The sequence below is a fragment of the Campylobacter concisus genome, assembly GCF_003048875.2.
Classification (GTDB): domain Bacteria; phylum Campylobacterota; class Campylobacteria; order Campylobacterales; family Campylobacteraceae; genus Campylobacter_A; species Campylobacter_A concisus_AU.
The window spans coordinates 388,941-409,065 of record NZ_CP049264.1 but is presented as its reverse complement, the minus strand read 5'-3'; the positions used below and the strand labels follow the sequence as shown (position 1 = coordinate 409,065).

The window sequence follows — 20,125 nt, the reverse complement described above, 5'->3', positions numbered from 1 at the left end:
AGCTCCTTTTGATATAATTACGCCTAATTCTACAAAAAAGAATTTTAAAACAAATATAAACAAGGCACTTTAATAGATGAAGTTAGCACTTTTTGGCGGGAGCTTTGATCCGGTTCATTTAGGACACGATAGCATTGTGAAAATGGCACTAAGCGGCCTTGATATCGACAAGCTCATCATCATGCCAACTTTTATAAGTCCCTTTAAGAGCGAATTTTCAGCTCCGCCAGAGCTTCGCCTAAAGTGGATAAGAGAAATTTGGGGCGGCCTAGAGAAGGTCGAGATCTCAGATTATGAGATAAATTTAGCTCGCCCGGTGCCTACCATAGAGACGGTTAAGTATTTGTATGAGAAATTCAAGATAGAGAAATTTTATCTCATAATAGGCGCGGACCACCTAGCCACGCTTGATAAGTGGCATGGATATGAGGAGCTAAAAAATTTAGTGCAGTTTGTGATCGCTAAGCGCAATCACATAGAAATTCCGCGAAATTTACAAAAAATGGACGTGCACGTGGATGTTAGCTCGTCGCAGATCAGGCATCAAAAGGGGCTTGATGAGCTGCCTAGCAAGATAAAAGATGAAATTATAAATTTTTACCAAGGATTAAAGATGCAAGAGAGATCGATGCAAGAGCGCACCGAAAGTATAGTTAAGGTTTTAGACGCAAAAAAGGCTGAAGAGATACAAGTGTTTGATATGAGTGGGGATGATTATTTCGTAAAGGCCGTAGTTATCGCTACTACGCTTGGTGAGAGGCACGCTTACTCGCTGGCTGAGGATCTAAAGGAGGAGCTTAAGCCTCTTGGGGAGAAATTTATAGGCACTGAGAGCTCGCCTGATTGGATCGTGATGGACCTTGGCGACATTTTGATACACCTTTTAAGCCCAGCTTACAGAGCAAAATACAACATCGAAGAGTTTTTGCAAAAGCTAAAAACTAGCAAAGAGTCTTAACAAAAACAAGCGATGAGCAAATAAGCCATAAAAATATAAAAAATGCTAGCAAAAATGGCTTTTTGCCCGTCGCTTTAAAAATGCTTCTATCTATCCCAAATCCCAAAGCACACATCGCGATGCAAAGGCAAATGCTAGCGGCTAGCTTTAAAATTTGCACCAAATTTTCAGGAAAAAATGGCAAGGATCTAACGCAGATCGCTACTAAGAAAAATAGTGCAAACCATGGTATGCTCTTTAGCTTTGAGCCACCGCTATTTTGGCTTAAATTTAAGAAATTTAGCAAAAACAAAAATGGCACAAGCATGATGACGCGAAGCATTTTTATGATGACGGCGGTGCTGCTTGTTGCGCTGTCAAATGCTGCTGAAGCTGCTACTACGTGGGCTACTTCGTGAAGTGAGCCACCGATAAAAAAGCCAGTTTGGTGTGGTGTGAGAGCTAGAAATTTAGCGATAAATGGGTAGATAAACATGCCAATCGTCCCAAAGAGCACAACCGTGCAAATGGCGATAGCAAGCTTGTTTGCGTCTGCTTTTATCTCATTTTGAGTAGCCATAACAGCAGCTGCGCCGCATATACTTGCCCCTGAGCCAATGAGCACAGCACTATCCTTGCTAAGTCCCAAGGCTTTGGCTACAAAAAGCGCAAAGCAAAAGGTCGCAAATACCATAAAAGCCGCATATGTCACGCCTAGAGTGCCGACACTTGCGATCTCGCCAAGGCTTATGTAAAAGCCAAAAAGTATGATGCCTAGCCTTAAAATTTGCTTCCCAGCGATCGCTACAACGCCACTACTTTTTAAAATTTGAGTCTGTTTGGTGAAAAGATTTGCAAAAATGGCACCTAAAATGATAGAGATGATGAGTGGGCTGGTGTGAAATTTAGCCAAAAGTGTGTTTGAGAGCGTAAAAGAAACGCCGCATATGAGCGCTAAAACAAGCACAGCAAGAAATTTATGAGACATATTTTAACCTTAACTCTTTTTTTAAAAATGCAATTAGCACGTTTGGGTATAATTAGATGAATTTTATAATGCAAATTTAAAATAAAGATAAAGGGATAGGCCTATGATCATCCTTGGCGAAAAATACGCTTTCACCAAACTCGAGCTAGAGAAGCTTAGGAAGAAATTTGGCCAGGTGAATTTTTTATCCCCTGAAAATAGCGACGCAAAAGCTTTGCGAAGTGCGCTAGAAAATCTCATAAAATCAGGCAATCAAAGGCTAATAGTGCTAAATACCCAAAAGCCTGTTGATAACAAATTGGTGAGATTTCTCACGCTTTTGCAGTTTAAGACTAAGTATAAAAAGATCAAATTTCTAAATGTGGAGAGCTTTTTAGAAATTTACTTGCAAAAGTGCTACATCCCAGAAAATGGCGAAAATTTAAACTTTTTAAACGATATTAAGCCTTATAATGCCTTTGAATACGCCTTAAAACGCATGATCGACTATGTAAGCTGCTCGCTGCTTCTTGTGATACTTTTTGTGCTTAAATTTTACGTAAAGAAAAAGATAGACGAGCAGTCCCCTGGCAGCCTTTACTTCTTGCAAAATAGGGTTGGGCTGGATACTAAAATATTTAAGTGCTATAAATTTAGAACGATGCATGAAAACTCAGAACACAACCCATACACGCAAAAAAACGACACAAGAGTATTTAAATTTGGCGAATTTATGCGCAAGACTAGAATGGATGAAATACCTCAATGTATCAATGTATTTCGAGGTGATATGCACCTAATTGGACCACGTACAGAATGGGACATATTAGTTCATGACTACGAAAAAAAGATCCCTTACTACAATGAACGTCACATCGTCCGCCCAGGCATCACTGGCTGGGCACAGGTAAATTACCCTTACGGCGCAAACACGCACGATGCAAAGCAGAAACTCATGTATGATCTTTACTACATCAAGCACTGGTCACTTTGGCTGGAGATAAAGATCATAGCAAAAACTATTGCAATTATATTTGAAAAAAGGGGCATTTAGTCAAACCCGCATATCCCTTTTTGACTAATGTCTGGCGGCTATAAAGTTACATCCTATCTTTAGCTGTGATTCCCATTATGTTAAATGCTGTTTTTATCGAGACAGCAACGACTGCAAAGACTTTTAGTAAGCTATCTTCGTTTTCATTTCCAACCACACGGTTTTCATTATAAAATTTATGAAAGCTAGCAGCTAGCGACTTTAGATAGTCTGGTATCTTTTGAAGCTGCCTTGAGATAAAAGCATCTTCTAAAATTTCAGGCAAGATAAGCGCTTCAAAAAGTAAATTTTTGGCATTTTCATCTAGGCACTCAAAGTCTGCATTTATCACGTCACTAACGCTTTTTCCAGCCTTTGCAAAAATTTGATTTATCCTGGCGTGAGCGTAATTTATATAAAAGATAGGGTTTGAGCTATCCTCTTTTTTAAGCTCATCCACGTCAAATTCCAAACTACTCGTATTTGCCTTGCTTATAAAGATAAATCTAAGCGCCTCAGCACCGATCTCACTCGCGATATCGCTCATCAGCACCGCATTGCCAGCACGCTTGCTCATTTTATATGGCTTGCCCTCTTTTAGTAAGCTAACCATCTGCATAAGTATCACTTCAAGCCTATTTTCGTCGTATCCAAGGAAATTTATCGCAGCCTTTAGCCTTGCGATATATCCGTGGTGATCCGCGCCCCAAATGTTTATATAGTGGTCAAAATTTTTCTCAAATTTAGCGTTATGATAGATGATGTCGCCAGCTAGATATGTCGGTCTGCCGTCATTTCTAACCACAACCCTATCGTTGTCATCACCAAGTGTAGTCGAAGCTATATAGGTTGCACCCTCTTTTTCATACATTTGATTTGAGCGTTTTAGCTTTTCTATTGTTGGCACAAGATGGTCATAAAGAGCTTTTTCACTAGCCCAGCTCTCTATAAATATCCCAACATCAGCCAAGTCTTTTTTGATGATTTCAAGCACGATATCTTTGCCAAATTCGGCAAGCTCAAGGTTTCTACTCTCGTCATAAAAAATTTCCTTGCCAAATTTTTCATTTGCAAGCTTAGCGATATCTAAAATATAATCCCCACGGTAGTATTTCTCTGGATAAACGACACTTTCGTTAAAAAGCTGCTCTTTGGCCGCGAGAGATATCGAAGTGCCAAGCAGATCTATTTGATTACCTGCATCATTTATGTAGTATTCTGTTGAGATAGCGTAGCCAAGTCTTTTGCCAAGTCTTGCCAAAGTATCACCATAAACTGCGCCTCTAACGTGTCCGATGTGAAGCGGCCCAGTCGGATTTGCGCTGATGTATTCTATTAAATAGCTATCTTTTTTCGCATCTTCTTTTGCAAAATTTTCGCCATCTAGCAAAATTTGCTTTGAAATTTCATCTAAAAATTCGCTCCTAAGCTTGAAATTTAAGTAGCCATTTACCGCGCTAGCCTCAACTATCTTGCTACCACTAAATTTATCAGCAAATTCGCTAGCTATCATAGCTGGAGACTTTTTTAGCTCTTTTGCGAGGCTAAAAAGCGGCGTCGCATAGTGGGCTAAATTTCTATCCTTTGGCTTTTCAAGCACAAATTCTCGCTCTAAAACCTTTGAAATTTCAGCTTTTACTTTATCTTTCAACTCTAAAACCTACGCGTTTTTTGTTGTTTCTTCTATCTTTTGACTAGCTGCACTATCTTCTTTATGCTCGACTTTTTCGCTTTTTTCAGGGGTTGTGTCCTCCATCTCAGCTTTAAAAGTCTTTATGCCTTTGCCTAGTCCTTTCGCAAGCTCTGGGATCTTCTTTGCTCCAAAAAGTAATACAATGATCGCTAAAACAATCAACCAGTGGCCAATACTAAAAGAACCCATCTTTTCTCCTTATCAAATTTTCTCAAAATATTATCATAAATTCCTGAATTTCTAACAATCTATCCACTCGTCGATGACGTTTCTTAAGTTTATCTTAGCACTTTTTAACCTCATCGCTCGAAGGATTGATTTTAGTCCTTTATAGCTCTTTTCTATATCATCATTTACTAAAAAATAATCATACTCTAAAATATGCTCCATCTCCCCAACTGCGTTCATTAAGCGGTTTTCTATCGTTTCGTCACTATCTGTTCCGCGGTTTTTCAAGCGTCTTTTTAGCTCTTTTTTATTCGCAGTTGTTATAAAAACTGAAGTGATGTAGCTTTTAAATTTTTCAAGTGCGATGTGAAAGCCCTGCACATCGATGTCAAATATAACTATCTTTCCAGCTTCAAGTGCTGATAAAACTGGCTTTAAGCTCGTGCCATAGTAGTTTTTATGCACCTGTGCCCACTCTAAAAACTCGCCTTTTTCTATGCCACTTTTAAATTCATCTTCTTTTATAAAATAATAATCCACCCCATCAACTTCGCCATCCCTTTTTGCTCTAGTCGTGCTTGAGATAGAAAAATATAGGTCTTTCTCTTCCTTTAAAAGACGGCCCAAAAGCGTGCTTTTACCGCTTCCACTAGGTCCCGAAACTACTAAAATTTGTCCTTGCAACTACTTTTCCTCGAAACTTATATTTATCTTAATGTTCATATCTTTTAGCACATCTCTTAGCGAGCTCTCATTTAGCGACTCGTGGACGTGTTTTGTGATCTTTTTAGTTAGCTCTTCTTTGTAGTCCTCTTTTGCATCATTTTTTGAGCTTGTTTGAGGTATATCTTTTAGTCCAAATGCCGCCAACATCGTGTTTTCATCTATATCATCTATCGATGCCACGTCAAAATTTAACTCACTTGATGCCGCGTCTTTACTATCATCTTGTGCATTTTCTTCTTCGAAAGTTTCATCCGCAAGGCCTAGATCTTCTTTAGCTTCTGGCTCGCTAATATCAATATCTTCTAGCTCTTCTACTGGCATCTCACTAGAAGCGTTTTCGCTCTCGCTAGGCTCTAAATTTTCTAGCTCCTCACTTGAAATTTTATCCAAAGCCTCTACTTCTATATCCTCTTCTGCCTTTTCATCATCTACTTGAATTTGCTCTTCATCAGCCTCAGAGCTCTCATCTAAATTCTCATCATCTTTAGGCTCATCTTCTAAATTTAACTCATTTTCAAGGTTATCTTTATCATCAAATTTAGCTAGCTCGTCTATATTTAGCTCTTCTTGCTCTAAATTTTGAACATCTAGCTCAGTGTCATCTAAATTTTTATTTTCTTCGTCAGCCTCTTCACTATTTAGCTCTTCATCAAGCGAATCGATCTCACTAAGCTCAAATTTACTCTGATCTATCTCATCAAGCTCGCTACCAGCGTTCTCTTCATCAACCAAGCCTGCAACGTCATTTTGGCTAATAATATCATCTAAATTTTTATTTAGCTCTTCATCTGCTTCAGACTCTTCTGGCATATTTTCTATCTCATCGACAAGCGCACTAAGCTCTGCTAAATCACCGTCTTTGCTCTCTTCGCTCTCATTTGCATCACTTATCGCTTCGCTAGTCTCTTCATCCACGCTCTCATCAACAAGGTCTTCGCTAGCAAGCTCTTGTAGGTCTTCAAGCTCTTCTAAAGACTCCATATCGCTAGCTTCATTTTCCTCTTGTAAGTCGCTCTGGCTAATCTCCTCGCTTGGGCTATCTATGCCACTTTCTAAAAGCTCTTTGTCAAGATCTGCAAAATTTTCTAAATTTGTATCGATATCAGGCAGTTTAAACCCAGACATCTCGTCAAAATTTATAGCCTCGTCGCTAAAATCACCAAAGTCACTTTCACCCTGCTCACTCTCGCCATGCTCGGCAACTGGCTCATCTTTTGGGATATTTTGCTCAAAAACACTTATAAATTCAGTCGGTAAAAATGGTTTTTCAAGCATCAAAGTAGCAAATTCTGGTTTGCTCTCGCCACGACTTGCTAGATACATCACCTTTTTATCTGTAGCTAGCTCGCTACTATCCACGTCACTGTCGATTATGATAAAGTCAAACTGAGCATCGTCAAATCCATTTAGATCCTCAAATTCGCTATATTCGGTGCCGATTTTATTCAGACTTAAAGTTATCAGACGTGAAACTGCTGGATTTTTATTTATAAGAGCAACTTTCATCATCCCTCCTTGTAATAGTAAAAGCCTATTCTATGATAAATTTCATTGCTATTTTCTTAAAAAAACAGAGCTGGCAGATCATTTATCACTTTTAAAAGTAGGTCGCTCATGATCTTCATAATGCCTGCTAAAATGGCTATCAAAACAGAAAATCCGATCGTCACTTTGATAGGATAGCCGATGACTAGTAGGTTAAACTGCGGCATCGTCTTCATCAGCATGCCAAAGATAGAGTCTGAGAGCAAAGATAGGGCGATGATGGGAAATGACATGATAAAGCCAAACATAAACAAATTTGTAAATAAATTTATCGCATAGCTCATGATGCCAGGGCGTGGATAAAAGTCGCCAAGTGGCACCACAGCAAGTGAGCTAGCGTAAAACTGAAGGAGTAAGTGATGTCCATCAAATGCCAAAAATGTTAGCAGTGCGATGAAATTTATAAGGTTTGCTATGACTGGAGAGTTTGTACCAGTTTGCGGATCAAGTACTGACGCCATCGAAAAGCCCATGACCATCGAGATTTGCTCGCCTGCCATTTGAAGCGTGGCAAAGATGATGGTAAGCATAAGTCCAGCACTTAGACCCAGCATAACCTCGCCTAAGATCTCGCCGATTAAGAAATTTATAGAGTTTTCATGAGCTTTTGAGATGGGAAATAGCACGACGCAAAGGACAAAAACTAAAAGCGTTTTTACGCTAAGAGGAATTTGATTGTGCGAATAAAATGGAAAAAAGACGATGAGACCGCTTAGGCGTGCAAACAAAAGCATAAAAACTATGGTCTTATCGGCTCCAAAAAATTCTACTAGTTCCATTTTGCTCTTTTAAATTTTTTGCTAATTTTACAAAATTTTACTTTGTTTTTTAAATTTAAGCGGTAGTTTTTAGAAATTTGAAGCTAAATTTTAAGAAATTTGCACAAGCTCTTTGTTCTCAAGCTTGTATGAGTTGTCACATTTAGCGGCTAGGTCGTTGTCGTGAGTGACTAGAACAAGGGCAGCGTTATTTTCATTTATGTAGTCAAACAAAACCTGCATCACTTCATTTGCCGTTTGCTTATCAAGGTTGCCCGTTGGCTCGTCTGCAAATATGATCTTTGGCTTTTTAGTAAGCACTCTAGCGATGCTGACGCGCTGCTGCTGACCGCCACTTAGCTCGCCAACTTTTTGGTTAATAACGCTTGAAATTTTAAGCGCTTCAAGATCATTTTTTTCTATATTTTCGCCAGATAAGATGCTTGCAAGCTCGATATTTTCATAAGCGCTAAAACCTTTAAAAAGATAGTGCGACTGAAAAATGATGCCAAAATGAAGCCTCCTAATGGCCAAAAGCTCGTTTTGAGAAAGCTCATAGATCGATCTATCTTGATAGATGACCTCGCCAAAATTTGGTTTTAAGAGTGTTGAAAGTATGTGTAAAAGCGTTGATTTGCCACAACCGCTAACACCGGTTATAGCAATACTTTGTTTTTGATTGAGAGTTAAATTTATATTATTAAAGAGCGTATAATCATACGCAAAGCCTAGATTAGACGCTCTTAAAATTTCCATTAGCCTATTTGAGCAGCAACTTCTGCAGCAAAGTCATCTACTTTTTTTTCTAAGCCTTCGCCAAGCTCGAAACGAACGTATTTTACGATTTCGATCTTGCCGCCAAGCTCTTTGCTCTTCTCTTCGATAACTTGTTCGATAGTCTTTTTATCGTCCATTACATAAAACTGGCCTAAAAGTGTAAGGCGTTGGTCAAGCACTGTGTTATCAGCGTAAAATCTCTCGATCTTACCAGGGATGATCTTGTCCCAAATTTTCTCAGGTTTGCCCTCAGCTTTTAGCTCTTCTTCGATCGCTTTTGTAGCTTTTGCAAGCTCTGCCTCACCTATCTGGCAGCGGCTAGCATACTCAGGGATGTGGTGAAGTGGCTTGCCTAGGCGTTTTAACTCTTCATTTTCTTTTTCAAGTTCAGCGCGAAGTGCGATAAATTCTTTCTCAACAAAATCTTTATCAAGGTCTTTGTAGCTTATAACGCTTGGCTTCATAGCAGCTGCGTGCATACATAAATTTCTTATAAATTCAGCTGCTTTGTTTGCAACTTCAGCACTTTCGCAAGCTGCACCGATAAGCACGCCAACACGGCCATTTGAGTGAACATAGCCATTTACCACGCCCTTATCATCAGCACTAATAGTCTCAAAGCGGCGAACTACAAGGTTTTCACCGATAGTTGCGATCTGAGTCTTGAAGTATTCTTCAAATTTAACACCGTTTAAAGTGCTTGTATTTAGCTCTTCAACTGTTTTTATGCCACTTGATTGGATGTGAGCTGTTGTGTCTTTTGCAAGCGCTTGAAACTGTGGGTTTCTAGCAACAAAGTCAGTCTCAGAGTTGATCTCGCTGATAGTTGCTTTTTTGCATTTTGAGCAAACTTCAACGCTTACTAAGCCCTCACTTGCAAGGCGGTCAGCCTTTTTAGCAGCTTGGCCTAGGCCTTTTTCGCGAAGGATATCAACAGCTTTTTCCATGTCGCCATTTGCTTCGCCAAGTGCCTTTTTGCAGTCCATCATACCAGCTCCGGTTGATTCGCGGAGCTCTTTTACCATTTGTGCAGTTATTTCCATTACTCTTCATCCTCGCCAAAGTCTTCTTCGCTCATAGCTTCAGCTACAACTGCGTCTTTCTCGTCTTGGCTTACTTCTTCGCCAGCAGCTTGCTCGCCACCATCTTGCTCAAGAAGTGATTTGCCTTCATTGATCGCCTCAGCCATCTCTTGGCAGAAAAGCTGAACAGAGCGGATCGCGTCATCGTTTCCTGGGATAGGGTAATCAACAACGTCAGGATCGCAGTTTGTATCGATCGGTGCTACAACTGGGATTTTTAGGCGATTTGCCTCTTGAACAGCGATCTTTTCCTTAACTGTATCAACGACAAATATCATATCAGGTAGGCTTTTCATATTGCGGATACCACCAAGAGTTGCGATAAGTTTCTCTTTTTTGCGGCGAAGCATCAAAGCCTCTTTTTTAGTTAGTAAATTTATCGAACCATCTTCTTCCATAGTCTCGATAACTTCTAGTTTGCGGATAGACTGGCGGATAGTACCGAAGTTTGTCATCATACCACCTAACCAGCGGTGATTTACATAAGGCATTCCACATTTTTCAGCGTACTCTTTTATAGCGTCGATAGCTTGTTTTTTAGTACCGACAAATAGCACTGACTTGCCTTCAGCAGCTGCGTCACGAACGATGTTGTAAGTGTAGCGGAAGTAGCGGATAGTCTTTTGTAGATCTATAATATAGATACCTTTTCTCTCGCCAAAGATAAATTTTTTCATCTTTGGGTTCCAGCGGCGTGTTTGGTGACCAAAATGTACGCCACACTCTAATAAATCTCTCATAGTTACCATGAGTTTCTCCTTGTTTTAGGCATTTTGCCTTGAATTTAGTTTTATCCTCCACGACCATTAATGCTTTTGCACAACCAAATTTAGGATTGTCGTGTGTGAAATAAAGCTTGGATTTTACTAATTTTTTTATAAATTCAAGCTTTATATAATAACAAAGTCTTATTTTTGCAAATTCTCCACTTGTTTACTATTGATTACTTTTTGAATTTCTAATTTTTCCCAACCTAGAAATTTTTGCCAATCCATGCAGCCACCAGCAAAACCAAGAAAGAAAGCAAAAATAGCAATCAAAATAGTAGTAATACTAACAAATTTTTGAAAACTCTTTTCTCTTTTTCTATCTTCAATTTTATTTAATTCATTTTGTATATAAAATTTTTCTCTTGATAATTCTAAATTTTCATCAACTTGACTACACTTTCCAAACATAGTATTTAATTTTTTATAAAACTCTATCAGCCCTACTTTTAAAACTGCATTTCTTGATTTAATTTTAAATTCCAACAAATTCTCTCTTGCTTTTAAAACAGATTTCAAATCATTAATATTATTAGTCAGCGTTTTACTAAGTTCACTAGTATATTTCATAACAAGATATAAAAAAACAACGACTACTTCACAACCTTTATTTAGTTGATTAAAAAAAGGATTTTTTATCTTACTAATAAAAACAATCCCTTTTTCACTATAAAATATATTGTGTGTATTATCTAAGTCTAGGAAATCGTAATTCCCCAATTTATCTATCTCAGAACTAACTTCTTTATCATACTCATTGAGTTGTTCATCTTCTCTAAAAATTGTAATAAAGTGCTCATAATAAATTCTGTCATCGGCTAGCACATTTAAAATAAAAAGAATATTTTCCTTTTCAAAATAAATAAAAGTATCACTATAGGGTATTTTTCTATTTATGTAGCTATCATTTAGTTTTAAATTTTTTACTTCTTTTTTAAAGTCTTCTTTCTTTTCTTTCTCTATTGTATAAGTTTTGCACACTGTTCCATCACAAAAAATTGCAGAATTATTAAAAAAAGAAGTGCCATCTTTCTGTCTATAGGCAAAATTACTAAACTTAACATCAAGTTTATCGTTTAAAAAATTGATAAATTTTTCATCTATTACCTGATACACTCCATATCTTATGTTAATCAATGGTTCTTTATTATTATCTAATGCATAAATTTGCTCATCCATATTTAGTCCTTGTATAAAATATCCTTTTTAAAAAATAATGTATTTTATTCTGGTTATTTTTAATTTTTACTTAACTTACATTAATAAAATATTTAATATATTAATTTACAGAATTTCACTCATAAAAGCCTATAAAATCGGTATGTATGAGCATATAAAAAGATATAGTAAATTTACTATATCTTTAAGGATATTAATTTTCGAAAAAGCCTTTTTTAACGACCTTTTCGTCTTTAACACAAAACTCGCCTTTTGCGATCACATCGTATAAATTTAGCTCCTCGTCAAAGACGCAAAGATCAGCGTCGTTGCCGATTTTTATCTCGCCTTTTTGGCTTAAATTTAGATATCTCGCCACGTTTTTGCTCATCAAAGCCAAGGTATCTTCTATATTTAAAATTTTATTTCTTACTAAAGCTTGCAATACCTCTAAATTTGACGCACATGAGGCACAGCCATATCCCACTAGCTCGCCATTTTCGTTAAATTTAGGCACGCTGCCATTGCCGTCTGAACTCATAGTTAGTCGCTCTAAATTTAGCCCATTTTCAAGGCCATAAGCCACCACCTCATGAAGTGGGGCAAATTTACTACCACCGCTTGTGATATCGATATTTCCGCCCATTTTTTGAAATTTCAAAGCCTCGTTAAACAGGTCTTTCGTCCTAGCGCAGTGTGTCGGCGAGAAGTAGTAGGCTGGAAATTCATAGTCTTTTATCACCTTAAATACGTTGTCAAATTTCTCGCTTAAAGCACCCATGTGCATGTGAAGCACGCCGCCTTTTTTAGAGACCATGCCGCCTATACGTATCTTGCTTAGTATATTGATGAGCTCCTCTTTTGAGACGTAGCTGCCGCGGTTATCGGTTAGTGCGATCTTTACGCCGATCACTTTGTCGATTAGTATGAGATCTTTTGCGATGTCGCCGGTAAATGTCACACAGGGGCTTGCGTATGAGCCGGTGTGTATGAAGGTCGAGATGCCCTCAAACTCGAGCGCTTTTGCCTTTGAGTAGAGATTTTCCAAGCTTCTGGTGACACCATCGGTCCCCAAAACGCCAACAAGCGTCGTCGTGCCGTACTTTACGATCTGACTAAGCGTAATCTCAGGCGTTCTTGAGTGATATCCAGCTTCGCCGCCACCACCCGTGATATGCACGTGCTGATCAATGAGGCCCGGGGCTAAAATTTTGCCTTTTAGGTCGTAAATTTCTAGCCCTTCTACACTAAAGCTTAGCCCCTCGCCGATGGCTAAAATTTTACCGCCACCTACCAAAACATCGCATTTGCCAAGAAATTTTGGCGTGTATAGATTAGCATTTTTAAGCAAAAGCATATTTTCTCCTTTATTTGCTAAGTTGTACTTTTTCTTCTATCTCCATCAGTTTTATAAAAATTTGCTCGATACTTTCCCTATCCACGGCGCTTAGCTCCATCTTTTTTGAGCTAAGTAGCATCTGCACAAACTCTTCGTTCATAAGCTGCTCAAAGCCCAAATTTCTAGCGTTTTGAGCTATTTTTGCCGCTAGTGGATTTTTAAAGCTCTCATATCCCATTTTTATCCTTAAATTTCACTGCAAATCCGCAAAATCTACCGCACACGCCGTCTCTTCGGTACGAAAAATATCTCTCATCACAGTGCGTGCAGATCTCGCTAAAGTTTAGATTTCTAACCCCAAGTGCCTTAAATTCATCCCTTAAGGTCGCGTTCATATCAAAATTTCTACCTATCTTATATGCGTTAAATTCCCCAAGATCAAGCTCGCCCACCTCGTAGCAGCCACCTTTTATATTTGCCCCGACAAAGACGCTCATTTCATCTGCTTTTGAGCCAAATTTCTCGCCCATGAGCATAACTGCTTTTGTGCAAATTTTTAGCATAACGCCGGCTCTTCCTGCATGAGCCACGCAGATCACACCGCGCTTTTCATCTATCATCACAACTGGCGAGCAGTCCGCCACCAAAACGCAGACGCCCACACAGCTTAAATTTGTGATCACAGCGTCGCACTCTGGTAGCTCATCGTCCTCGTTTTCAAGAACAAAGACCTTGTCCGAGTGGATCTGCTTCATAAATTTAAGCTGCCTAACACCCAAATTTCTAGCCAAAATTTCTCTATTTTTTATAACATCTCTTGGCTCATCGCCCACGTGATCGCCTAAATTTAGCGAGCTAAATTTACCCTCGCTCACGCCGCCAAGCCTGTTTGTAAAGCCAGCTACTATGCCATTTTTATCAAAAACGATCTCTAAATTTTCACGCATCTTTGCTCGCTTAGTAAAGGCTTGAAATTCTCTCGACCTCGTCCCAGCTAAGGCCGCCATTTTGCTTAGCCTCAAGCATCCTAGCCACGTAGCGAGCCAGCAAGTCGCTCTCGATATTTACGCGTCTGCCGACCTTGAAAGTGCCAAAAAGGCTATCTCTAAAAGTGATGGGAATGATCGTGAGCCTGATACCCTTTGGCAAAATTTCATTTATCGTAAGGCTCACACCCTCAACGCCCACTGAGCCCTTGTTTGCCATGAGAGCCATCGCCTCCTTTGGCAGGTCGATGTAAAAATCAACGCCGTTTTCATGCTTATTTATAGCTGAGATCACGCCGATAAAGTCGATATGCCCCTGCATCAAATGCCCATCTACTCGCTCTCCAAGCTTCATCGCAGGCTCGATATGCACCAAGCCGGCTAAATTTTCAACCGCGACATTTGCCCTGCTCTCTGCGCTTAGCTCCACACTAAAGCCATCATCATATAGTTTTGTTACACTTAAGCAAGCGCCATTTACTGCGATGCTATCGCCTAAATTTGGGCGAAATTTAGCCTTTAGCCGTAAAACATTTTGCGAGTAGCTAATGACCTCGGCAAGCTCTCTGATTAAGCCATTAAACATATTTTGCCTTTAAATTTTTTAAGGATTTTACTAAAATTTGCCTAAATTTGGCGCATGGATAGATATGCTAGTTTTGTGAAATTTAATACCAAATATCGTGGATAAGATAACTTTTAAAGCAACTATTGAGCGGTTACGCCAAAACACAAAAAGTACATAAATTTCTATCTAATCAGCAAAGAGAAATTTAAAGAGAGCCAAGAATGTTGGCAAATTTAGCGATGAGCCGCTAGTATGGGAGTAAAAGTCACTTGCAAAGTAAATTTAACTAGCTGCAAAACTACAAAAAATTAAATTTCATCTACTATTTGCCTTTAAATTTTTAAATTTACACATTCTACGCGCGAAATTTAGATGGCATGCCAAATAATTTTACTACCAAATCCACACCAGCAAGAACTTTTGGCTAAATTTTCGTCCCTAGCTCGTTTGTAAAACTAGCCAAGTTTTGTTAAAGTCACGCGCCGCTAGGTCGTCCCTCTTTATCCACAGATAAATTCTACCCTCTCCGTCCCAGTCCATGTCGCTCTGCTCATCGCTATCTATCTGCAAAAGCAGCTGCCACTGGGCGGCATTTTTCTCAAACTCCGCGATATTTGGGTGGTGATAAGCGCTACCATCGCCGCAGTCAAGGCCATTTGCCACGAGCTCGCACTCTAGCTCCATGCCGTCTTGGATGTTGTCAGAGTGACCAAGTAGCTTGTTTTCTTTGGCCTGCCAGCTTGGCTCGATGACCTCGTGATAGGCCTCCCACTCCTCCTCACTAAACTTGCCAAATGGCACGAGCGAGCTTTGCAAACTTGGCAAATTTAGCTCGTTTTTAAAGCTAAGAGAGCGTGCGCCAAATGTGAAATTCACGCCATCCATGTTTTGGCGAGCAAGTTGGTCTTGAGCTGCCTCGGCAAAGATCACGGCAAAGCCCTTTTTATCAGCAGGCTCAAAGCCCCAGATGCGTAAATTTATATCATAAAAAAGATAGAGCATGCCACTTTTTGGTAGTAACCCATCGGTGTCAAATTTGCTAACCTCAGCAAAATTTATCTGCGCCACAAAGCTAAGCGCGCCGTTTTCATTTGACGGCCAAGGCACGCTAGCTGGCAGATCTGGCTGTCCGCCAAATTTAGACGCTCCAACAGCGATATCACCGTCATCTTTAGCCTGCGTATCTATCTTTATAGCATTTTTAGCCATTGGCTTTAAAAACTCAAAAAGCCCCTCCAGACCGCGCTCTTTGCAGCCTTTATAAATTTCATTTAGATCCATATTTTTCCCTTTTTAGCAAGCATCAATGTAGATGTGATACTTTTTACAGTGCAAACAGCGAAACAAATATCCAGCAAAGTTGCCGCCCGCTACAAGCACCTCGCGCGCCATTTTCACGTCGTAATCGTCTCTTTTTGCGTAGTCATCAAAGACCTCGTCTGCGATGCCAAGCTCTAAAAGCTCCTTCGTGCCCACATCACCCAAAAATGCGCAATAATCATCACAGCATGCCACCCAGTGCTCGCCCTGCCAGCTCTCATAGCCAGGTGTTCTTCTAAAAAGCTCCTCATCTTTTTTGGCGTCATCAGTGGCGAGTTGGTCGGCGTCTTGCACAAAGATAGCGTCAAATTTCTTGGCAGCTTCGCCATTTGCGATGCAAGCTGAGCAAAGATAGGTGACATCTTGCTCGCTATATATGCTGCCATCATAGTAAATTTCAGTGGTTTTGCCGCAGCACTCGCAGGTGACACTCATATCATCTTTAAATGCGCCAGTTTTTAATGGCTCTGGGTGATAGCGAAATTTTGGCAAGGTGGCGACCTTTGCCTTTTGGGCTAAAATTTGCCCTTTACTTTTTGGTCTTGGCACCGCCCATTTGTCGCCCTCATCCATAAACTGCGAAAGGTAACCAAGTGTTTTTAGCTGCTTTTTGTCGTTTTTATCGTGTATCTTTAAAAGTAGCTCATAAGCGCTCTTTTGCATAGATAAAAGCTGATAAATATCTACTAAAACGTGTTTTGCTTGCGCATCCTTGCTTGCTTCAAGCTCTTCTTTAAACTGATACAAAGCCTCCACACTCGCTGCATTACCGTTATTTTTGTAGTAATCTTTTGAAAGTTTTATATATTTTTCTTGAAATTTATCCACAAATGACCTTTGTTTAAATTTGCTAAGAATTTTAGCCTTAAACACTTAAAAGTCGCATAGATGAGTTATTAAAATTTAGAAGATTGCGATAAAAATATAAAAATATTTCATTTTTTAGAATTAAAAAAGCGTATTAAATTTAATGCAAAGGAGAGTCACAAGCAAATTTACTTAAATTTCAACTCACTTGTGACTATAAATTTTACTCTTCGTAAGCTCCGATAGAGAGAATTTTATCTATTCTTTTTGCGACAAGCTCGTTTATATCAAGCTTCTCAAGCTCAGCTAGCTCTGAGATGAAGTAGTTTGCAAGTGCTTTTGCAGCACCGTCTTTATCTCTATGAGCTCCATTTATCGGCTCGTTTATCACGTCATCTATAAGCGATAAATTTTTTAAGTCATCAGCCGTTATCTTCATAGATTTTGTAGCTTGCTCTTGCTTAGCTGGGTCGTTCCAAAGTATCGCAGCACAACCCTCTGGCGAGATGACTGAAAAGACAGAGTTTTTCATCATAGCAAGTCTATCAGCCACGCCGATAGCTAAAGCACCACCACTTCCGCCTTCACCGATAACGACAGCTATTATTGGAGTTTTTAAATTTGCAAATTCAAATAAATTTCTAGCTATGGCCTCGCTTTGACCTCGCTCTTCAGCACCAACGCCAGGATACGCACCTGGAGTGTCTATCAAAAATAAGATAGGTAGGTTAAATTTTTCAGCCAATTTTGCTACGCGTAAAGCCTTTCGGTAACCCTCCGGATGAGGCATACCAAAATTTCTTTTTAGTTTATTTTTAGTGCCACGACCTTTTTGCTCGCCTATAACGACAGTCTTTTTACCTCCGATATAGCCGATGTAGCAAACTATTGCTGGGTCATCGCGAAACGCCCTGTCGCCATGGATCTCATAGCCATCAACTAAAAATGAATTTATATAATCAATAGCATATGGTCTATCTGGATGACGAGCAAGTTGCAAACGTTGATATTCGTTTAAATTTTTATATACTTTTGATATCTCTTTAGATAAGTTCTTATTTAAAATTTCAACAGCATGTTCATCGCCTCTGATTTTAGCATTTGCTATATCTTCATCAATTTGCTTTATGCTCTTTTCAAAATCTAAATAATTTGACATCTTAATCCAACTTTTTAAATATCACGACGCCGTTTGTTCCACCAAAGCCAAATGAGTTGCTCATAACAGCTTTTATATCAGCTTTTCTGGCTTTATTTGGAACGTAGTCTAGATCGCAATCTGGATCTGGCGTTTCGTAGTTTATCGTTGGAGGGATGATGCCATCTCTCATTGCCATTATAGATATGACAGCTTCGATCGCACCAGCACCGCCTAAACAGTGTCCAGTCTGACCTTTAGTTGAACTAACTGGTGGGCACTTATCACCAAAAACAGCCTTTAACGCAGCTGTCTCATTTTTATCATTTACTGGCGTTGAAGTACCATGTGCGTTCACGTAGTCTATTTTTACGCCTTTTGCCATATCAAGTGCTTGCTTCATCGCGCTTAATGGGCCTTCAAGTGTTGGTGATGTGATGTGGTGTGCATCTCCGCTCTCACCAAATCCAACTACTTCAGCGTAAATTTTAGCGCCTCTTGTAACAGCCGACTCATACTCTTCAAGTACAAGTGCGCCAGCGCCCTCACCCATTACAAAGCCGTCGCGGTTTGCATCAAATGGCCTTGATGCCTTACTTGGCTCATCATTTCTAGTTGAGAGTGCTTTCATCGCTGCAAAACCACCTATGCCAACGCCACAGATAGTAGACTCAGCACCGATAACTAGCATATTTGTTGCTTGACCGATCATTATGCATTTTGCAGCTTGTGATATCGCATGAGTGCTTGCTGCACAAGCTGTTACGCTTGATAAATTTGGACCTTTTAGTCCGTGGTTTATTGAAACTATGCCACCTAGCATATTTACAAGTGCAGATGGGATGAAAAATGGCGAAATTCTCTTTACGCCTTTTTCAAAATATGTGATTGAGTTTTTCTCAATATTTGGCAAACCACCTATACCAGCTGCTGAACTAACGCCAAATTTATGAGCATCAAACTCCTTAAAATTTGCATCAGCCATAGCTTCGTTAGATGCTTTTATGCCAAGCTGTATGAAACGATCTACTTTTTTCACCTCTTTGCCGTCTAAAATGCTATTTGGATCAAAATCAGTTATCTCGGCAGCAATTTTAACAGGGAATTCGCTTACATCAAAGCTCGTGATCTCTTTCACACCTGTTTTACCCTCGCAAATAGCCTTAAAAGAGCTCTCTTTATCAAGACCAAGTGCGTTTATCATGCCAATACCAGTTACAACGACTCGTTTCAATACATCTCCTTAAATCAAACTATGCAAATTTAAATTATTTGCCTAGTTTTTCTATATAATTTACAACGTCTTGAATGCTTACTAATTTCTCTGCTTCGCTATCAGGAATTTCTACTTCAAATTTCTCTTCTAAAGCCATAACTAGCTCTACAACGTCAAGTGAATCAGCGCCCAAATCTTCGATGATTTTAGACTCTAGTTTTACCGCTTGTGGATCTACGCTTAGTTGCTCTACAACTACGTCTCTTACGTCTTCAAATACTGCCATTTAAGGTCTCCTTATAAAAAATGTCTGTTATCTTATAATATTTACGCTTTTATTTATTTTAAATTTCAAAACTTGTTGAAATTTCATTACATATAAAGTCCGCCGTTTATTTTTAGCGTCTCGCCAGTCACGTAGCTCGCGTGATCACTTAGTAAAAATGCCACAGCCTCAGCCACCTCGCTAGCGCTACCAAAGCGTTTTAGCGGGATATTGTCGCTATAAGTTTTTTTTACCTCATCACTTAGCCCATGCGTCATATCAGTCTCGATAAAGCCCGGAGTTACGCTATTAAAGCGAATATTTCTGCTTGAGCCCTCTTTTGCAAAGCTCTTACTCATGGCGATTAGTCCGCCCTTGCTAGCTGAATAATTCACCTGTCCAGCATTTCCCATCTCACCAACGATAGATGCGACATTTACGACCGCTCCAAAGCGCTTTTTACTCATCACTTTCAAAGCCTCTCTACATCCTATGAAAGCTGAAGTTAAGTTTGCATTTATCACATCTGTAAATTCGCTAGTTTTCATGCGAAGCGCTAGCTTGTCATTTGTGATACCAGCGTTATTTACAAGGTAGCTTAGCTCGCCGTCGCTATCGACTATCAAATTTATACCTTTTATAAACTCATCTTCGTCTGTTGCGTCAAATTTTATCACCGCAGCCTTGCCGCCATTTTGTTCGATCTCAGCCTGCAAAGCGTCTGCTATCTCAGGCTTTGAGCGGTAGTTTATCCACACTTTTAAGCCCATATTTGCAAGCGTCTTTGCGATCTGTGCGCCGATACCTCTGCTTGCACCTGTTATTAGCACGTTTTTTCCGCTAAATTTCATAGATTCTCCTTATAAATTTTGCTT

22 protein-coding genes are annotated in these 20,125 nt (G+C 39.5%); 2 read left to right on the top strand and 20 right to left on the bottom strand.

Going from position 1 to position 20,125, the window contains the following annotated elements:
* The first annotated feature begins 76 nt into the window (after positions 1-76).
* Positions 77-958: a nicotinate (nicotinamide) nucleotide adenylyltransferase gene (nadD, locus tag CVT07_RS02080; protein WP_107936866.1), complete on the top strand. Its 882-nt coding sequence runs from the start codon at positions 77-79 to the stop codon at positions 956-958.
* Here the strand turns inward: nadD and CVT07_RS02075 are convergent.
* Entirely contained in the window at positions 942-1,925 is a 984-nt protein-coding gene (locus tag CVT07_RS02075; protein WP_107936864.1) for a YeiH family protein, read from the bottom strand. The genes nadD and CVT07_RS02075 overlap by 17 nt on opposite strands.
* A gap of 103 nt (positions 1,926-2,028) precedes the next feature.
* Here CVT07_RS02075 and CVT07_RS02070 point away from each other — a divergent pair, with 103 nt between their 5' ends.
* Positions 2,029-2,958, top strand: a complete 930-nt coding sequence (locus CVT07_RS02070; RefSeq protein ID WP_107936862.1) for a sugar transferase — start codon at positions 2,029-2,031, stop codon at positions 2,956-2,958.
* A gap of 46 nt (positions 2,959-3,004) precedes the next feature.
* Here the strand turns inward: CVT07_RS02070 and argS are convergent, their stop codons facing one another.
* The 19 genes from argS to fabG form a co-directional block, all read right to left on the bottom strand.
* Entirely contained in the window at positions 3,005-4,588 is a 1,584-nt protein-coding gene (argS, locus tag CVT07_RS02065) for an arginine--tRNA ligase (RefSeq protein WP_107936860.1), read from the bottom strand.
* Positions 4,589-4,597: 9 nt separating this feature from the next.
* A complete protein-coding gene (tatA, locus tag CVT07_RS02060) occupies positions 4,598-4,819 on the bottom strand; it encodes a twin-arginine translocase TatA/TatE family subunit (protein ID WP_107936858.1) in 222 nt (73 codons plus the stop codon).
* Between the two features lie 51 nt (positions 4,820-4,870).
* Positions 4,871-5,482 (bottom strand): guanylate kinase, encoded by a 612-nt coding sequence (gmk, locus tag CVT07_RS02055; RefSeq protein ID WP_107936856.1) that lies wholly within the window; start codon positions 5,480-5,482, stop codon positions 4,871-4,873.
* Positions 5,483-7,030, bottom strand: coding sequence for a Highly acidic protein (locus CVT07_RS02050; RefSeq protein ID WP_107936854.1), 1,548 nt, complete (start codon positions 7,028-7,030; stop codon positions 5,483-5,485).
* Between the two features lie 56 nt (positions 7,031-7,086).
* The gene (gene fliR, locus CVT07_RS02045; RefSeq protein WP_103601838.1) at positions 7,087-7,848 is read right to left on the bottom strand and encodes a flagellar biosynthetic protein FliR; all 762 of its coding nucleotides are present in this window, start codon (positions 7,846-7,848) and stop codon (positions 7,087-7,089) included.
* 90 nt (positions 7,849-7,938) lie between these two features.
* Positions 7,939-8,583 (bottom strand): ABC transporter ATP-binding protein, encoded by a 645-nt coding sequence (locus CVT07_RS02040; RefSeq protein ID WP_002941236.1) that lies wholly within the window; start codon positions 8,581-8,583, stop codon positions 7,939-7,941.
* The gene (tsf, locus tag CVT07_RS02035) at positions 8,583-9,647 is read right to left on the bottom strand and encodes a translation elongation factor Ts (protein WP_002941206.1); all 1,065 of its coding nucleotides are present in this window, start codon (positions 9,645-9,647) and stop codon (positions 8,583-8,585) included. The genes CVT07_RS02040 and tsf overlap by 1 nt, the downstream gene beginning before the upstream one ends.
* Positions 9,647-10,435: a 30S ribosomal protein S2 gene (rpsB, locus tag CVT07_RS02030; RefSeq protein WP_002941277.1), complete on the bottom strand. Its 789-nt coding sequence runs from the start codon at positions 10,433-10,435 to the stop codon at positions 9,647-9,649. The genes tsf and rpsB overlap by 1 nt, the downstream gene beginning before the upstream one ends.
* A gap of 159 nt (positions 10,436-10,594) precedes the next feature.
* Entirely contained in the window at positions 10,595-11,632 is a 1,038-nt protein-coding gene (locus tag CVT07_RS02025) for a hypothetical protein (protein ID WP_021088606.1), read from the bottom strand.
* A 193-nt stretch (positions 11,633-11,825) separates the two neighbouring features.
* On the bottom strand, positions 11,826-12,968 hold the full coding sequence (gene iadA / locus CVT07_RS02020) for a beta-aspartyl-peptidase (RefSeq protein WP_107936853.1): 1,143 nt from the start codon (positions 12,966-12,968) through the stop codon (positions 11,826-11,828).
* A gap of 10 nt (positions 12,969-12,978) precedes the next feature.
* Positions 12,979-13,188: an acetyltransferase gene (locus CVT07_RS02015; RefSeq protein WP_107936851.1), complete on the bottom strand. Its 210-nt coding sequence runs from the start codon at positions 13,186-13,188 to the stop codon at positions 12,979-12,981.
* On the bottom strand, positions 13,178-13,897 hold the full coding sequence (locus tag CVT07_RS02010) for a polyphenol oxidase family protein (protein ID WP_107936849.1): 720 nt from the start codon (positions 13,895-13,897) through the stop codon (positions 13,178-13,180). The genes CVT07_RS02015 and CVT07_RS02010 overlap by 11 nt, the downstream gene beginning before the upstream one ends.
* A gap of 10 nt (positions 13,898-13,907) precedes the next feature.
* The gene (locus CVT07_RS02005) at positions 13,908-14,522 is read right to left on the bottom strand and encodes a riboflavin synthase (RefSeq protein ID WP_107936847.1); all 615 of its coding nucleotides are present in this window, start codon (positions 14,520-14,522) and stop codon (positions 13,908-13,910) included.
* Between the two features lie 420 nt (positions 14,523-14,942).
* On the bottom strand, positions 14,943-15,785 hold the full coding sequence (locus tag CVT07_RS02000; protein ID WP_107936845.1) for a YwqG family protein: 843 nt from the start codon (positions 15,783-15,785) through the stop codon (positions 14,943-14,945).
* A 12-nt stretch (positions 15,786-15,797) separates the two neighbouring features.
* Entirely contained in the window at positions 15,798-16,652 is an 855-nt protein-coding gene (locus CVT07_RS01995; RefSeq protein WP_107936843.1) for a CbrC family protein, read from the bottom strand.
* Between the two features lie 202 nt (positions 16,653-16,854).
* Positions 16,855-17,790 (bottom strand): acetyl-CoA carboxylase carboxyl transferase subunit alpha, encoded by a 936-nt coding sequence (gene accA, locus CVT07_RS01990; protein ID WP_087582860.1) that lies wholly within the window; start codon positions 17,788-17,790, stop codon positions 16,855-16,857.
* Position 17,791: 1 nt separating this feature from the next.
* The gene (locus tag CVT07_RS01985; protein WP_107936841.1) at positions 17,792-19,003 is read right to left on the bottom strand and encodes a beta-ketoacyl-ACP synthase II; all 1,212 of its coding nucleotides are present in this window, start codon (positions 19,001-19,003) and stop codon (positions 17,792-17,794) included.
* 34 nt (positions 19,004-19,037) lie between these two features.
* Complete coding sequence (gene acpP / locus CVT07_RS01980; protein ID WP_002941395.1) at positions 19,038-19,271, bottom strand: acyl carrier protein; 234 nt, start codon at positions 19,269-19,271, stop codon at positions 19,038-19,040.
* 86 nt (positions 19,272-19,357) lie between these two features.
* Positions 19,358-20,101, bottom strand: coding sequence for a 3-oxoacyl-ACP reductase FabG (gene fabG / locus CVT07_RS01975; protein WP_107936839.1), 744 nt, complete (start codon positions 20,099-20,101; stop codon positions 19,358-19,360).
* Positions 20,102-20,125: the final 24 nt, after the last annotated feature.

Coding starts and splice junctions, on each gene's coding strand:
- nadD (WP_107936866.1), top strand. CDS start 77: ATGAAGTTAGCACTTTTTGGCGGGAGCTTTGATCCGGTTCATTTAGGA.
- CVT07_RS02075 (WP_107936864.1), bottom strand. CDS start 1,925: ATGTCTCATAAATTTCTTGCTGTGCTTGTTTTAGCGCTCATATGCGGC.
- CVT07_RS02070 (WP_107936862.1), top strand. CDS start 2,029: ATGATCATCCTTGGCGAAAAATACGCTTTCACCAAACTCGAGCTAGAG.
- tatA (WP_107936858.1), bottom strand. CDS start 4,819: ATGGGTTCTTTTAGTATTGGCCACTGGTTGATTGTTTTAGCGATCATT.
- CVT07_RS02050 (WP_107936854.1), bottom strand. CDS start 7,030: ATGAAAGTTGCTCTTATAAATAAAAATCCAGCAGTTTCACGTCTGATA.
- fliR (WP_103601838.1), bottom strand. CDS start 7,848: ATGGAACTAGTAGAATTTTTTGGAGCCGATAAGACCATAGTTTTTATG.
- CVT07_RS02040 (WP_002941236.1), bottom strand. CDS start 8,583: ATGGAAATTTTAAGAGCGTCTAATCTAGGCTTTGCGTATGATTATACG.
- tsf (WP_002941206.1), bottom strand. CDS start 9,647: ATGGAAATAACTGCACAAATGGTAAAAGAGCTCCGCGAATCAACCGGA.
- rpsB (WP_002941277.1), bottom strand. CDS start 10,435: ATGGTAACTATGAGAGATTTATTAGAGTGTGGCGTACATTTTGGTCAC.
- CVT07_RS02025 (WP_021088606.1), bottom strand. CDS start 11,632: ATGGATGAGCAAATTTATGCATTAGATAATAATAAAGAACCATTGATT.
- iadA (WP_107936853.1), bottom strand. CDS start 12,968: ATGCTTTTGCTTAAAAATGCTAATCTATACACGCCAAAATTTCTTGGC.
- CVT07_RS02015 (WP_107936851.1), bottom strand. CDS start 13,188: ATGGGATATGAGAGCTTTAAAAATCCACTAGCGGCAAAAATAGCTCAA.
- CVT07_RS02010 (WP_107936849.1), bottom strand. CDS start 13,897: ATGCGTGAAAATTTAGAGATCGTTTTTGATAAAAATGGCATAGTAGCT.
- CVT07_RS02005 (WP_107936847.1), bottom strand. CDS start 14,522: ATGTTTAATGGCTTAATCAGAGAGCTTGCCGAGGTCATTAGCTACTCG.
- CVT07_RS02000 (WP_107936845.1), bottom strand. CDS start 15,785: ATGGATCTAAATGAAATTTATAAAGGCTGCAAAGAGCGCGGTCTGGAG.
- accA (WP_087582860.1), bottom strand. CDS start 17,790: ATGTCAAATTATTTAGATTTTGAAAAGAGCATAAAGCAAATTGATGAA.
- acpP (WP_002941395.1), bottom strand. CDS start 19,271: ATGGCAGTATTTGAAGACGTAAGAGACGTAGTTGTAGAGCAACTAAGC.
- fabG (WP_107936839.1), bottom strand. CDS start 20,101: ATGAAATTTAGCGGAAAAAACGTGCTAATAACAGGTGCAAGCAGAGGT.